This window comes from Neobacillus sp. NPDC093182, assembly GCF_044754045.1.
This window is the reverse complement of the sequence record NZ_JBIVOI010000016.1, coordinates 73,142-87,698: the sequence shown is the minus strand read 5'-3', so window position 1 is coordinate 87,698 and position 14,557 is coordinate 73,142. Positions and strand designations below refer to the sequence as shown.

At 39.9% G+C, this 14,557-nt stretch carries 14 protein-coding genes; 2 read left to right on the top strand and 12 right to left on the bottom strand.

Annotated elements, in window-relative coordinates:
• Positions 1-93: 93 nt before the first annotated feature.
• From ACIQAA_RS25105 to ACIQAA_RS25085, 5 genes are all read right to left on the bottom strand, one after another.
• Positions 94-1,128 carry a Gfo/Idh/MocA family protein gene (locus ACIQAA_RS25105; protein WP_402625199.1) on the bottom strand — a complete coding sequence of 345 codons (1,035 nt, stop codon included), beginning with the start codon at positions 1,126-1,128 and terminating at the stop codon, positions 94-96.
• A gap of 11 nt (positions 1,129-1,139) precedes the next feature.
• The gene (locus tag ACIQAA_RS25100) at positions 1,140-2,120 is read right to left on the bottom strand and encodes an ABC transporter permease (protein ID WP_402625196.1); all 981 of its coding nucleotides are present in this window, start codon (positions 2,118-2,120) and stop codon (positions 1,140-1,142) included.
• On the bottom strand, positions 2,113-3,627 hold the full coding sequence (locus ACIQAA_RS25095) for a sugar ABC transporter ATP-binding protein (RefSeq protein WP_402625194.1): 1,515 nt from the start codon (positions 3,625-3,627) through the stop codon (positions 2,113-2,115). Before ACIQAA_RS25095 ends, ACIQAA_RS25100 begins: the two co-directional genes overlap by 8 nt.
• A 61-nt stretch (positions 3,628-3,688) precedes the next feature.
• A complete protein-coding gene (locus tag ACIQAA_RS25090) occupies positions 3,689-4,663 on the bottom strand; it encodes a substrate-binding domain-containing protein (protein WP_402625191.1) in 975 nt (324 codons plus the stop codon).
• 115 nt (positions 4,664-4,778) lie between these two features.
• Positions 4,779-5,768, bottom strand: a complete 990-nt coding sequence (locus ACIQAA_RS25085; RefSeq protein ID WP_402625189.1) for a LacI family DNA-binding transcriptional regulator — start codon at positions 5,766-5,768, stop codon at positions 4,779-4,781.
• A 206-nt stretch (positions 5,769-5,974) separates the two neighbouring features.
• Here ACIQAA_RS25085 and ACIQAA_RS25080 point away from each other — a divergent pair, with 206 nt between their 5' ends.
• Positions 5,975-6,943 (top strand): sugar phosphate isomerase/epimerase family protein, encoded by a 969-nt coding sequence (locus tag ACIQAA_RS25080; protein ID WP_402625186.1) that lies wholly within the window; start codon positions 5,975-5,977, stop codon positions 6,941-6,943.
• A gap of 153 nt (positions 6,944-7,096) precedes the next feature.
• On the opposite strand, the gene ACIQAA_RS25075 is transcribed toward ACIQAA_RS25080, so the two are convergent.
• Entirely contained in the window at positions 7,097-7,789 is a 693-nt protein-coding gene (locus ACIQAA_RS25075; protein WP_402625183.1) for a hypothetical protein, read from the bottom strand.
• Between the two features lie 518 nt (positions 7,790-8,307).
• On the opposite strand from ACIQAA_RS25075, the gene ACIQAA_RS25070 reads away from it, so the two are divergent.
• Positions 8,308-8,508, top strand: a complete 201-nt coding sequence (locus ACIQAA_RS25070; protein ID WP_402625180.1) for a hypothetical protein — start codon at positions 8,308-8,310, stop codon at positions 8,506-8,508.
• 81 nt (positions 8,509-8,589) lie between these two features.
• Here ACIQAA_RS25070 and ACIQAA_RS25065 read toward each other — a convergent pair whose 3' ends face one another.
• From ACIQAA_RS25065 to ACIQAA_RS25040, 6 genes are all read right to left on the bottom strand, one after another.
• Positions 8,590-8,724, bottom strand: a complete 135-nt coding sequence (locus ACIQAA_RS25065) for a hypothetical protein (RefSeq protein WP_402625178.1) — start codon at positions 8,722-8,724, stop codon at positions 8,590-8,592.
• 118 nt (positions 8,725-8,842) lie between these two features.
• Positions 8,843-9,550 carry a FadR/GntR family transcriptional regulator gene (locus ACIQAA_RS25060; RefSeq protein WP_402625175.1) on the bottom strand — a complete coding sequence of 236 codons (708 nt, stop codon included), beginning with the start codon at positions 9,548-9,550 and terminating at the stop codon, positions 8,843-8,845.
• A gap of 107 nt (positions 9,551-9,657) precedes the next feature.
• Complete coding sequence (locus ACIQAA_RS25055) at positions 9,658-10,785, bottom strand: glycerate kinase (protein ID WP_402625172.1); 1,128 nt, start codon at positions 10,783-10,785, stop codon at positions 9,658-9,660.
• A 79-nt stretch (positions 10,786-10,864) separates the two neighbouring features.
• On the bottom strand, positions 10,865-12,217 hold the full coding sequence (gene gudD / locus ACIQAA_RS25050) for a glucarate dehydratase (protein WP_402625169.1): 1,353 nt from the start codon (positions 12,215-12,217) through the stop codon (positions 10,865-10,867).
• Between the two features lie 84 nt (positions 12,218-12,301).
• A complete protein-coding gene (gene garR / locus ACIQAA_RS25045) occupies positions 12,302-13,189 on the bottom strand; it encodes a 2-hydroxy-3-oxopropionate reductase (protein ID WP_402625166.1) in 888 nt (295 codons plus the stop codon).
• Positions 13,190-13,220: 31 nt separating this feature from the next.
• Positions 13,221-14,546 (bottom strand): gluconate:H+ symporter, encoded by a 1,326-nt coding sequence (locus ACIQAA_RS25040; protein ID WP_402625163.1) that lies wholly within the window; start codon positions 14,544-14,546, stop codon positions 13,221-13,223.
• Positions 14,547-14,557 lie beyond the last annotated feature (11 nt).

The window sequence follows — 14,557 nt, the reverse complement described above, 5'->3', positions numbered from 1 at the left end:
AGTTAGGAAATTTTAATGATAGTAAAAAAGCCACTGTGTTCAATCTCTGAAACAGTGGCTTTTTCTCGTCTTTTCCATATTAAAATGGACTCGTTAAATTGTAATCACACTACCTTTTTCTGCTGCTTCCATAATGCCTAAAATAACTTTTAGAGAGGAAAGCGCGTCATTTCCTGTCACAATTGGTTCTTGGTCCAGACGTACACAATCAATAAAAGCATCGATAACGCCGCTATTGGTTTGATTATCGTTCGTTTGGATCTTTTCGAGTTCGTAATGAACCTTCTCTCCATTTTTATGGATGACTTCTAGTTGGTATGCTTCACTATGATAAATCTTTAAAATTCCTTTTTCACAATAAATGATGGTACTATTGTCTTCTTCTCCATAATAGGTCCAAGAAAAGGAAGCTGTGCCAAGACGGCCTTTTTTGGTTTTTAAACTACATACAATGTTATCGCATACCTCAATGGGTTCTCCATTTTCATTGACTTTGTCGAGAGCGCCTTGAAAAGCACTTACTGTCTCAATTTCATCATCTAATAAGTAATGGAGTAAATCGACCTTATGAATCCCTAAATCTCCTGCCACTCCAAAACCTGAGCGTTCTTTTTTAAAGAACCAGGTAGCGTTTGATTTATTGACACTCCACTGTTCCGGCCCAGAGTGTCCAAATGTTGTTCGGAAGGTAAGGACTTTCCCAACTTCTCCATTTTTAATAATTTCTTTCGCCTTTTGATGGGCCCGAGTAAATCGCTGGTTATGATCAACCATTAATCTTTTTCCTGATATCTTCCCGGCTTCGACAATTTCGTTTGCGTGCTCGACCGTTAAAGAAATCGGTTTTTCACATAAAACATGCTTTCCGCTAAGTAATGCCTGTGTAGAATAGATATGATGAAACTCATTAGAAGAACAATCACTGATGACTTCAACCGTTGGATCTGCAAATAATTGTTCGACGGTTTGAGCGACACTTCCACCAAACTGGTTCGCAAGTCCTGTTGCGCGTTCCGGATTCCGATCATAAAAAATGATTTCATCTACATAGGGATTCGCTTTGTATTCGGGTGCATGGCGTAATTTAGTAATTGATCCACAACCAATAATTCCTACTTTAATACCCAATGAATTCCCTCCTACTCTCTCTTTTGGAATACGACTGCAATGATGATAATTAATCCCTTTACAAATCCTTGGAGGTGTGGAGAAACATTCATTAAGTTCATCATGTTATTGAGGATACCTAAGATAAGTACGCCAAAAAATGTACCCATGATCTTACCACGACCACCGGTCATTCTAGTACCGCCAATGATAACGGCAGCAATCGCGTCTAGTTCATATTGAACGCCTGAACTTGATGAAGATATCGAGTTTAATCGAGATGTTTCAATAATCGCCGCTACACTCACAAGTAATCCTACCAAGCTATAGATACCAATTTTCACCTGGTCCACTCGGATGGCTGAAAGAAGTGCCGCTTTCTCATTACTGCCAAGGGCATAGACATAACGCCCGAAACGAGTTTTATGCATTAAAACATAAACAAGTGCTGTCATAACAAAGAAAATAATAACAGGAAAATCAAAAATCCATAGGTTACTATTCGCAATCGCTGTGAAACCTGAAACCTCTCCTGAAATACTCCCGCCTTCTGCAATATATAAAGCGATCGATCTGGCTGCAGCCATCATCCCTAAGGTCGCAATAAACGAAGCAATTCTACCCTTCGCAACCATTAATCCATTTAGAAATCCTGCGAATGAACCTACGGCCAAAGCCGTTACGATTGCAACGAAAATACTACCAGTAGCATTCATTGCTAAAACGGAAATGACACCAACGAAAACCAGCACCGATCCAACCGATAAGTCAATTCCGCCGGAGAGCATAACAACCGTCATACCTAAAGCCACAATTCCAATAATGGAGACTTGCATTAAGATATTTAGTTGATTATTGATATCTAGAAATCTAGGATTCATTGCCGATGCAGCAATAAAAATAACTAAGAAAGCAATAATAACGCTATACTCGGACCATAGCCAAGAGAGGCGACTTTTTGTAGTTGAGGTTTGCGGATTTGGTTGTTGTTTGATTGTATTAACATTAGCCAATTTTTTCGGCCTCCCTTTTTGAGCCAGTTGCATAACTCATAATTTCATCATCTGTTGCTTCTTCTCCCTTAAGACGGGCTGTAATTTCCCCTTGGTACATGACATAGATGTGATGACAAACCTTTTGTACTTCCGGTGCCTCTGAGGACAAGATAATAACGGCTTTTCCTTGTTCTGCTAATGACACAATTTGCTGATAAATCTCATGCTTCGCTCCCACGTCAATCCCCTGGGTTGGATTATCAAAAATAATAATATCTGTATCGACCTCAAGCCATTTAGCAATAATGACTTTCTGTTGGTTACCACCGCTTAGCTTATCAATGGTTATCCGGGGATTGTGGACTTTAATGTTAAGCCGTTCCTTATAATATTGGAATTTGTCCTTTTCTTTCTTTTCTTGGATAAAACCAGATTTTTCAAAATGTCCGATGGACGATAAACTCATATTATGAATAACGCTTAAATCTTTAATGATTGCATTTTCTTTCCGATCCTTCGGAACAAGTGCCAAGCCTGCTTCTAACGCTTTTCGTGGGTGATCTATTTTTACCAGCTGGTTATTAATCTTAATTTCACCAGTGTATTTTTTCCGGTATCCAAATAAGCTTTCAAAAAGCTCTGTTCGACCATCACCAGCTAAGCCAGTAAAGCCTAATATTTCACCTTTTCGGAGGGTGAAGTTTATATTTTTATATAATCCTTGACTCGTTAAGTTCTTCACTTCTAAAACTACTGGTCCAACCGAATGCTTTTGAACTAATCGCTCTTGAGAAATCGATTTACCAACCATAAGTTTCGTGATGGTATCTAAATTTTCGTTTTCAATACTGCCAGTCCCCACTAGTTCTCCGTCACGTAACACCGTATAACGGTCGCAAATTTCCTTGATTTCCTTTAACTTATGAGAAATATAAATAATAGACACGCCTGATTTCTTTAAGTTCTTCATTAACTCAAATAAACGTTTGACTTCATGTTCCGCTAACGATGTTGTCGGTTCGTCCATAATAATCAGTTTAGATTTATGTAGAAGCGCCTTTGATATTTCAATTAATTGTTTATAAGAGGTTTCTAGATTTCTAACATATTCCTTCGGATTGATATCTACACCAAGCTTCGCTAAAATTTCACTCGTTTGTCGGCACATCTCTTCTACTTTTAAGAATCCAAGTTTACTTCGAAGCTCTGAACCTAAAAACATATTTTCATAGACTCTAAGATCAGCTACGACATTCAGTTCTTGATGGATGAAGCTGACACCCTGCTCCTGAGATACTCTGGGATTAGACATTCTTACATCCTGACCATTAATCTGAATCGAGCCATTATCGGGTTGATGAACACCCCCTAAAATGTTCATCAGCGTAGATTTTCCGGCACCATTTTCGCCTAACAAAGCATGAATTTCACCCTGCGCGACGGTAAGAGATACTTTTTTCAATACAGGTACACCGTTAAATGCTTTTTCGATGTTGTTCATTGTCAAAAAAGGACTTGCAGTCATGTTCTTTGTCCCTCCTTTTTAGGAAAAGTGGAGATACACTACCTGTATCTCCACCAATTATTTAGAATTTTGATTCCGAATCATAGAACTCATCAACGTTATCTTTTGTCACTTGAGTTGCTTCTTTTACGACCATTGATTCTGCGGGTTTATTTCCTTTTGCAATGTCTGCTGCAATTTTAACTGCATCTTCAACCATCGTTGGTGAGTATAAGAAGGTTGCTGTAATTAAACCATCTTCTTTCATGTCTTCAAATACAGCCTTTCCGCCGCCAGCCCCTGTTATAAATTGAATATCTTTACGGCCAGCTTCTTTAATAGCCTGTAGTACACCTAGAGCCATTCCATCATCCTGTGTAAACACAGCGTCGATCTCAGGATGCGCTTGGAGAATATTCTGCATAACTTCTAAAGATTTTTCCGTTGAAAAATCACCACTTTGAGAAGCGATAATTTCAATATCTGAGTTTTCCATTGCTTCTTTAAAGCCTGCTCCGCGTTGTTCAGTAACAGAACTTGGTGGTCCAGTGATTTCAACCACTTTTCCTTTTCCATTTAACTTTTCTACAAAGTATTTACCAGCGTTTACACCGATACCTTCGTTGTCACCTTTTACCACTACAGTAGCTGCATCATTTTCAAGTTCGCGGTCAACAATGACTAAAGGAATACCAGCGTCTTTAACTTTTTGACCTACAGGAGAAAGTGCTGCAGACTCAATTGGAAGCATGACGATAACATCCACTTCTTGAGCGATTAAATCATCAACGTCATTTGCTTGTTTATTTGGATCAGCCGCATTTGTCATCACGTACTCAATGCCATCACTTTCTTTCAGTTCCTTGGCTTGCTTTTCAGCACTATCAATCAAAGCTCCCATCCAACCATGTGTTGCGGAAGGTAAAGAAATTCCGATTTTTAGTGTGTCATCCTCTTTACCACCCTCGGAACCTCCTGTTTCGCTGTTACATGCTACCAAACTAAACATTGTTACTAAAGATAAAATTAAGACTAATAATTTCTTCAAAACCTTCACCCCTTTGTATTTTGTAAAAGGCTCTCCCTATATGTACTGTAATCGATTACATTCACATCTAAGGTCAGCGATCTACTATTAAACTATTAATAGCAGAGCGCTGATCTTAGATGCATTATCTTGATGTAGACTCTCGTATTACTAACTCGTGATCTAATATGATACTTTCCACTTCTTCACCTTTAATCTTTTCAATCAACATTCTTGCTGCAACAGTTCCCATCTTATGCATCGGCTGAGCGATGGTGGTTAGAGTAGGGTTCGTCATATTTGAAAAATCAATTTTATCAAAACCTACTACCGCAATATCATTGGGTACATGCAAACCAGCGGCATTAATTTCTTTAAGCGCCCCGATAGCTAAAAGATCCGATACGGCAAATACAGCGGTAGGACGGTCTTGTAAATTCAAGATCTTTTTCATGGCATGCTGTCCATTTTCAAAACCTAGCTGTTGGGCAGGAATGATATATTCGTTTTTCAAAGTGATTCCATTCTCTTCTAATGCTCGTTTGTAACCCATTTTTCGCTGGCGGGCAAATAAATATTTTTCATCAGCATTTATTAAAGCTATCTTGTTGTGACCGATTTGAATCAGGTGCTTGACTGCTCGGTAAGAAGCTTCCTCGTTATCAATGGTTACATACGGGATACCAGTACAATCTTCATACTCGCTGCATTGAATAATCGCATAATTCTCTGCTAACTTTTTGAGCGTTTCAACATTAACAGCCGGATCCATCGAAATAATTCCATCTGCCATCTTTTTTCGAACCAGGTCGAAGTAAATATTCTCTTTTTCAGGGTTGGAATCGGTTTCACAAAGGAGAATATTATAATTTTGACTAATCGCCACCTGTTCAATTCCTTTAATAATTTCTAAATAAAATGGATTGGAGATGGTTGGGATTAAAATTAAGAGAAGCCTGCTTTCTGAAGTTCTTAAGTTTCTCCCAAGAAGACTTGGTTCATAATTTAATTTTTTTATAGCCTCTTCGACTTTCATTCGTGTTTTTGCTGATACGGTATTTTGCCCGTTTAGTACTCTCGATACGGTTGCAACAGAAACTCCTGCTCGTTTAGCAACCTGCTGGATGTTTGCCATCTTACTTTCCTACTTTCTTTGACTTCATGTTGTCTTTCAATGAAATCGATTACATTTTTTATAGTAATATGTTCACAATTATCTGTCAATATTTATTTTTCTGAAAATAAAACAGTTGATTTACTGGGACAATTTTAATATCTTTAAAATGTAATGGATTACATTTTGAAAAATTCAGATAACAATAGATAAGGGGTGTACTTCAAATGAGATTAGGTGTATTTACTGTATTATTTTCCGATAAAAGTTTTGAAGACATGTTAAATTATGTTTCCTCGAAAGGCATAGAAGCCATTGAGATAGGTACAGGAGGATATCCTGGTGATGCTCACTGTAAATTGGATGAATTATTATATGATGACTCTAAATTGAAAAGCTTTAAGCAAAAGGTTGAGGATTATGGATTAATCATTAGTGCATTAAGCTGCCATGGTAATCCACTTCATCCACAGAAAAAAGTCGCTGGACCAGCCGACGAGGTGCTCACAAAGACGATTGTTCTAGCTTCCAAACTAGGGGTTCCAGTCGTGAATACATTTTCCGGCTGTCCGGGCGATCACGAAAATGCCCTTTATCCAAACTGGCCAGTAACGCCTTGGCCACACGACTTTCAAGAGGTTTTGAAATGGCAATGGGAAGAAAAGCTAATTCCGTACTGGAAGGGTAAAAATGATTTTGCACAAGCACATAATGTAAAAATCGGCTTAGAGCTGCATGGGGGATTCTCCGTACATACACCAGCTACCATGCTACGATTAAGAGAAGCTTGCGGGCCAGCAATTGGTGCAAATTTGGATCCAAGTCATATGTGGTGGCAAGGTATTGACCCGATTGAAGCGATAAAAATACTTGGCCGGGAAAATGCCATCCACCATTTCCATGCAAAAGATACCATTATCGACCAGCAAAACATGAACCGTAATGGCCTTACAGACATGACGGACTACTCCCAAATGCGTGACCGGTCATGGTATTTTAGAACAGTGGGGTTCGGACACGACCAAAAAACATGGGCAGATATTATTAGTACACTACGACTTTATGGATATGATTATGTTGTGAGCATTGAGCATGAAGATGGTTTAATGTCCGTTGAGGAAGGATTTACAAAAGCAGTCGAAAACCTAAAACCAATTATCGTAAAAGAATCTATTGGTCAAATGTGGTGGACGTAAGCGTTAGGATATAACTAATCGAGCCCACATTTAAGCACCATATTCCCGGTTTCCTTTGCTTTTTTAATAGAAAAATGGAAAATGCTATGGAAAGCTATAGTAACTTACAAAAAAGAGAGGTTTCTAGGCAGCGCTAGAAATCCTCTCTTCTTATTACCACGAAACGACAATCCACTCATCCTGCTTTTGGATTGAAAAATCATCGTCAAATTCTTGTGGACCCACCAATTGAACGCTTTCTCCTGTTTGGGCCACATGGTGGATACCTTCTATTATTTTTACCGCAGATTCGCCTTTATCTACCATCAAATCACATAATATATCGATATGGTTTGGCGTAGCACTCATAACCCCAGTACTCATACCGACGAGCACCTCTTCATCTTTCACAATAGCAAACACATCGGAATACGGGATGGCATAAAGAGCTGCCCCATATTTCTCCGCAACCGTTATCCAATCCTGAAATTTTTCTTCATGCATCAAATTAATATATTCCGAATCTCCGATTATAATAGAATCCTCGGCAGGTGTTTCTTCCTCTTCCTTCACTAGTGGTTCCGCAGATACCTGTGACAGGGTTTGAATTTCGTTTTCTTCCCCTTCTACCGTCTGAGAAGAAAGTAGACTTTGCGTTTCAACATTTTCACTATTTTCACTGTTTATCAGTTGAATATCTTGATTGCTCTCAATCATTTCTTTTTCCGTAATCATTTGAGTTGGTTCCAAGGTGATAGTTTGTGGAGATAATTCATCGGTTTTATCTACCTTACTCGGAGAAACATCTTTAGAAGAACATGCAGTCATTAACATTAAAAGAGTTATCAAAATTAATCCACGCTTCATCTTTTTATTACCCCCCAAAATTATCTCTACCTATTAAACGTTTCAAAATTGAAAATGTTTCCTATTTTCTTGAAAATAGTCCGATGGTAACAAGACCACTCCAATACGACTGCTTATTAATAACTAGATGAGAGTTCCAATTTAAAAAGAAATCTCTTATCCCCTTTTTAATTACCCACATCTACAATGAACTAAACTACAAATTTTCTGTTTTTTCAATACAAACCAGAAAAGAAAAAATACTATAATGTCTTGTATGATGGAACACTATTCGTAGGAATAAAAGCAAGGTGGAACTGCTAGTTTAAGAAAATGGTGCGAGAGGTTCACATTCTCTAAAAGTTTGCTGATTAATATTTTCTCGTTTAACATGATAAGGAAAGGGTAAAATAAATTGAGGTGAGAAAATGAAGGTTACTATTACAATAGACGCAAAGCAGCAGCTGATAAATGTACTGGGTGAAGCGCCAACCATTAAGATTAATGAAATCCGAACAACTGGTTGAGGTGCCACGTATGTGTACGAACTTGCTCAGGTTGAGCAGATAAATAATGAGGAGATTTTTACAGTCGAAGCGATTACAATCCTAATCGACCCATTGGTGATTAGCCATCTAGATGGAGATATAGTGATTGATTTTAAAAAGAATTATGGATTTATGCTTAAAAATAGTTATGAGATCTTAACGTTTGGAATGAAATTAAATAAGAGCACCTAATGCCTGTAAGTTATCTTATTCAATTAGCTTTACCATAGTTGAATAAAAGTTAAAAGCCGGAACATAATTCCGGCTTTCTTTCTATTCTAATGCTGCTTTCACTTCTTCTACCATGGATTGCGTTGAAGTAATACCATTTCCTGCAATGTACCAGTTCACGGCGTCTAAGTAGATGATCTTTCCATTTTTATATTCAAGATGTGGGGTTTTGGCCACTTTTCTTTTATCACATCCATCGTACCTGCAAAAAACTATCATTTACCTGCCTATCTGTCTCGCAGGGATATCCTGATAGCAATGATTCAATCACCTAGGTCAAGGATTTGTCTTGAAATTAATCTTTGTTACCGTGCCAATTTTTTAAAACTTTGTGTCGGACGTAATCAAGATGTAAATACATTTGATGAAATGCCTCGAACGGATCCCTTCTTTCCAATGCCTTGTAAATCGCCCTATGATGCTCGATGGTTCGTTCTGGTTCTCGAACTTTTATTTCACTGTTGATTTTGACAAGAGTGACAATTAAGGAATCTACCATTCCCTCTACAATCTGGTTATTGGCACTTAAGGCGATGATCCGGTGAAATTCAATATCTGCTTCTCCATAGTTTTCATCTTTACTATTTTCAATGATTTCAATCGTTTGTTTTAATCTTTTGAGATCTTCGTCGCTAATTTTCTCTGCCGCAATGGTAATTAACCCTAATTCCAATGCCATTCTCGCTTCTACCATTGCTTGCAGATTATCATGTGCAAGGGATAACATAATCGAAAAGGGGTGGCTGCTAATTTTATTATTAAAAAAAGTACCTTCTCGTGTTTTTCGGGTAATAACACCCAACGATTCAAGAGAGCTGAGTGCTTCACGTAACACGGGACGGCTGACGTTAAGTATTTCCATTAATTCCATTTCTGTTGGAAGTTTATCTCCAGGTTTCATCTGACCACTACTCAATAGTTGAATAATACTTTCGACCACCTGCTTGGACAAAGTAGTACGATTTATTGACTCAACTATGATTTTTTTAGGAGTTTCGTCCATTTTTAGGCTCCTTGTTTTCACATTTTTGTAAGCCCATTATATTATATTTCTATCCTCCTTCACCAGCGAAAAAAACGCTGCGAAATGCCAGCAGCGTTTTACTATCACTATATCCTCAATACTCGGCAAATATTTTCGGCCGCAAATGCTAAATTCGCTTCGCCGGAATCAAATGCTTCCTCCAATGTTGTCACACCTTTTAAGATACCAATAATGGCATTAAATCCGTTATCGTATAGCGATTCCACTCCATTGCCAATTCTGCCGGCAAACGCAATAACAGGGACAGAGTGCTTTTTAGCTACACTCGCGACCCCGTAAGGAGTTTTGCCAAACAATGTCTGGGCATCAATACTGCCTTCACCCGTAAAAACATAGTCTGCTCCTCTGACTTGGTCCTCCAGCCTAGTATACTCAATGACCAGGTCAATTCCTTTTTTTAGCTCGGCATTTAAGAAGGCCATTAACCCCGCACCAAGGCCGCCCGCAGCACCAGCACCAGCCAGATGGGCAATATCCTGGCCTAATTGCTCCTTCATCACCTCAGCAAAATAGGATAAGTTTTGGTCCAGAACGTGTACCATTTCAGCGGTTGCTCCTTTTTGAGGGCCAAAAATAGCTGACGCTCCATTTTCACCGATTAGTGGATTGGTGACATCACAAGCTACATCAAATTTTACATGTTTAATTCTTTCATCCAACCCGCTTACATCAATCGTATGCAAACGACCCAATGCGCCGCCGCCGAACGAGAGCTCTTTACCAGTTTCATCTTTAAAAGAAACACCAAGTGCTTGGAGCATCCCTGCCCCTCCATCATTGGTAGCACTACCGCCAATTCCGATTAGTAACCGGCTGACCCCTTTGTCTAATGCATGTTTAATTAATTGTCCTGTTCCGTAAGAAGTGGTCAATAAGGGATTACGATTTTCAGGCTTAATTAATTCTAATCCACTTGCACTTGCCATCTCGATAACTGCAGTTTGCCCCTCTCCCAAGAGACCGTATTCTGCAATGACACTTTCTCCTAGTGGTCCGAGTACCTCTGTCTTAATCATCTCGCCATTTGTCATGCTGACGAGAGATTCAACCGTTCCTTCCCCGCCGTCCGCCATGGGGACAATGACACATTCTGCTTCAGGGAAAACGGCTTTTACACCTTTCTCCATTGCAAGGGCAGCCTTCTTCGCCGTCATACTTTCCTTAAATGAATCGGGAGCTAGTACAAACTTCATCATAATCTGTCCTTTACATGTAATGAGTTTAATCGTTTTAAAAAAAGAAGAGTGACCCTCATAGCCACCCCAAAATGTTTTAGCGAACAAGACATGGTTTCTTGTTATCAAATTTCCAGCCAGGGATGTAGAACTGCATACCGACTGAGTCGTCACGAGAGTTAAGCCCCATATTTTTATATACTTCATGTGCCTTTAGGATTTGCTCCATATCTACTTCTACACCTAAACCTGGCTTATCAGGTATCGATAAGTGCCCGTCAACGATTTGGAATGGATCCTTCGTTAAACGTTCAATGCCTTCCTGCCAAATCCAGTGTGTATCAATCGCCGTAATTTCACCCGGAGCAGCCGCAGCAACATGGGTAAACATGGCAAGTGAGATATCAAAGTGGTTATTCGAGTGAGATCCCCAGGTTAGTCCCCATTCATTACACATTTGTGCTACACGGACAGAACCTTGCATCGTCCAAAAGTGTGGGTCGGCAAGCGGAATATCCACAGAATGCAACGAAATCGTATGACCCATTTGACGCCAGTCCGTAGCAATCATGTTGGTTGCCGTTGGAAGACCCGTTTGTCTTCTGAACTCAGCCATGACTTCACGGCCAGAATAACCATTTTCCGCACCACATGGATCCTCAGCATAGGCTAGAATTCCGTGCATATCTTTGCAAAGCTCAACCGCTTCTGCTAATGACCAAGCACCGTTTGGATCAAGGGTAATTCTTGCATCAGGGAACCTTTCTTTTAATGCCTTAATGGCTTTGATCTCTTCTTTCCCCTCTAAAACGCCGCCTTTTAGCTTAAAGTCTTTAAAGCCGTAAAGTTCTTGCGAAGCTTCCGCGAGACGTACAATCGCTTCCGGTGTTAAAGCCTCTTCATGGCGGACACGATACCATTCCACTTCAGAATCCGGATTGCTATAATACGGAAGATCTGTCCGATTGCGGTCGCCAATATAAAACAGGTAACCAAGAGTCTTTACTTTATCCCGCTGCTGGCCTTCACCAAGAAGAGCTGCAACTGGAACATTTAAGTGCTTCCCTAATAAGTCTAATAGAGCTGCTTCAAGAGCAGTAACCGCATGAATGGTAATCCGTAAATCAAATGTTTGTAAACCGCGGCCTGCTGAATCGCGGCCGGCAAATTCTTTTCGAACCTTATTTAAGATATTGTTATATTGACCAATGGATGAACCGACTACGATTGCCCTCGTATCTTCAAGCGTTTTACGGATTGCTTCGCCGCCGGGTACTTCGCCTACACCAACATTACCATTGCTGTCCTTTAAGATCACAATGTTTCTAGTAAAATATGCACCGTGTGCGCCGCTTAGATTTAATAACATACTGTCACGGCCGGCAACAGGATATACTTCCATTTCTGTCACAACTGGAGTAGCATTAATCACTTTCTCAACTGTATTCATAGCAATTTCTCCAATCAAAGTGGTTTTATTTTTATAAAAGAGAGAACGCAAGGCCACGTTCTCTATGAAGTTTTTTCAATAAATTCAACGAGAAACTTCTGCATTCGCTAATTTTTCATAGTATTTTACTAGACTGCTATGGTCCTCAAATTCATAACCATCTACTTTCAATGCATACATCATTTCCAGAACAGCTGCCGTTAGGGGAGCTGGAGCACCGAACTCATGGCTGGCTTCCAGTGCATTTGTTAAATCTTTCATATGCAGGTTAATACGGAAACCAGGGTTGAAGTTACGGTCTAACATCATTGGTGCTTTTGCATCTAATACCGTGCTTCCTGCTAAACCGCCGCGGATAGCTTGGTAAACCGCTTCTGGGTTCACACCGGCTTTTTGCGCTAATACAAAAGCTTCTGATACCGCCGCAATGTTTAATGCTACGATAATTTGATTTGCAAGTTTTGTAACGTTACCTGCGCCGATTTCACCCACATGCACAACCGATCCAGCCATGGCTGCTAATACATCCTTCACTTCTTCAAATACTTCCTTTTTGCCGCCTACCATGACAGAGATCGTGCCATCAATTGCTTTTGGCTCCCCGCCGCTGACAGGAGCATCTAACATTTCAACGCCCTTTTCAATTAATGCTCGATATACTTCTTGAGAAGCAGCTGGGGCTATAGAGCTCATGTCCACATAGATTAATCCTTCATGCGCACCTTCAATAATTCCGTTTTCTCCTAAAGCAACATCCTTTACATTTGGAGAGTTTGGAAGCATAGTGATGACGATATCTGATTTTTCAGCGACAGCCTTTGGTGTTGATTCTACTGCAGCTCCTAATTGTTCTAGTTCTTTACTTGCCTCTTTATTAAAATCACTAACAATCAACTGATATCCTGCTTTGAGTAAGTTTTTGCTCATAGGCTTACCCATAATTCCCAGTCCAATAAATCCAATTTTCTTCATTATTTCTTCACTCCTATAAATTCTTTTTCATTTATCCAATAAACATATTGAGTATTAATACACCGAACAATCCAAGGATCCCGAGTGCGGTTGTATAAGTGGTTCTAATCTTAATGGCCTGGCCAACTGATAGGTTGAGATATTCTTTGAACATCCAGAAGCCAGGGTCTGTCACGTGGGAGAAAGCAATACTTCCACAAGTTACAGCGAGCGTCATTAATTCCAAGCTAATACCAGAAGCTTGAGCGATTGGCAGAACCACACCCGCTGCAGTCATAACCGCAACAGTGGCAGATCCAAGCGCTATACGCAAGATAGCCGCGATTAACCAAGCAAGGACAATCGGAGAAATATCCCACCCGTTAGTTAACTCCTTGATATAATCAGCAATACCACTGTCTACTAATACTTGTTTGAATGCCCCGCCGGCACCGATTACCAGTATGATCATGGCCATCGGCTTTACACTGCTAGAACATGATGACATTACGTCCTTTAAAGAACGGCCAACCCTTGTTCCAAGCAAATAGAAGGAGAGCAATAGCGTAAGCATTAAAGCAATCGTAGCAGAACCAAAGAATTCCATGACATGTCTAAAACTATTATTTTCGGGTAAAGCAACCTCACAGGCGGCAGATATTCCAATGAGCACCACCGGGACAAGTGCAACCGTGATACTGGATAAGAAGCTAGGCAGTTCTTCCTCTTTAAAAATCTTCGTGCTGCCAATCCCTGCAGGAATAGAAGGATTGATTTTTTTTACAAAGGGCAGTCTTGGCCACGTTAGGGCGATGAAAACGCCTACAGGAATGGCAATAATCAAGCCATATACTAATGTTAAACCCATGCTTGCACCGAATGCGTCAACAACCGCTGCTGGTCCTGGGTGCGGAGGCAGGAAGCTATGTGTAGTCGATAATCCAACCGATGTCGGTATGGCTACCCAAAGTAAATTTAACTTTGTTTGACGTGCAATCGTGAAAACTAATGGAATTAATAAGACAAAGGCAACTTCGAAGAACATCGTAATCCCAAGGATATAAGCAGCTATTAACATCGCGAATTGAACCCGTTTAATTCCCATTTTGTCTATTAGGGTGGTCGCAATCCGTTGAGCAGCTCCAGCATCAGCCATAACCGTTCCGATCATGGCGCCAAATCCTAAAATCAAAATCAGTTCATCAAGTTGTCCCCCGATTCCGCCATAAATGGACTCCAGTAATGCATTTCCTGGCATCCCTTGGAGGAAGCCCACAAATAAAGCAGCAATGATTAAAGCAATAAATCCATTTATTTTTAAGGGAATCATCAAAACCAAAATAAGAGCAACAGCTAATGCAACATAAACTAATGGCATAGTCATTCTTC

Coding starts and splice junctions, on each gene's coding strand:
- ACIQAA_RS25095 (WP_402625194.1), bottom strand. CDS start 3,627: ATGACTGCAAGTCCTTTTTTGACAATGAACAACATCGAAAAAGCATTT.
- ACIQAA_RS25085 (WP_402625189.1), bottom strand. CDS start 5,768: ATGGCAAACATCCAGCAGGTTGCTAAACGAGCAGGAGTTTCTGTTGCA.
- ACIQAA_RS25080 (WP_402625186.1), top strand. CDS start 5,975: ATGAGATTAGGTGTATTTACTGTATTATTTTCCGATAAAAGTTTTGAA.
- ACIQAA_RS25075 (WP_402625183.1), bottom strand. CDS start 7,789: ATGAAGCGTGGATTAATTTTGATAACTCTTTTAATGTTAATGACTGCA.
- ACIQAA_RS25060 (WP_402625175.1), bottom strand. CDS start 9,550: ATGGACGAAACTCCTAAAAAAATCATAGTTGAGTCAATAAATCGTACT.
- ACIQAA_RS25055 (WP_402625172.1), bottom strand. CDS start 10,785: ATGAAGTTTGTACTAGCTCCCGATTCATTTAAGGAAAGTATGACGGCG.
- gudD (WP_402625169.1), bottom strand. CDS start 12,217: ATGAATACAGTTGAGAAAGTGATTAATGCTACTCCAGTTGTGACAGAA.
- garR (WP_402625166.1), bottom strand. CDS start 13,189: ATGAAGAAAATTGGATTTATTGGACTGGGAATTATGGGTAAGCCTATG.
- ACIQAA_RS25040 (WP_402625163.1), bottom strand. CDS start 14,546: ATGCCATTAGTTTATGTTGCATTAGCTGTTGCTCTTATTTTGGTTTTG.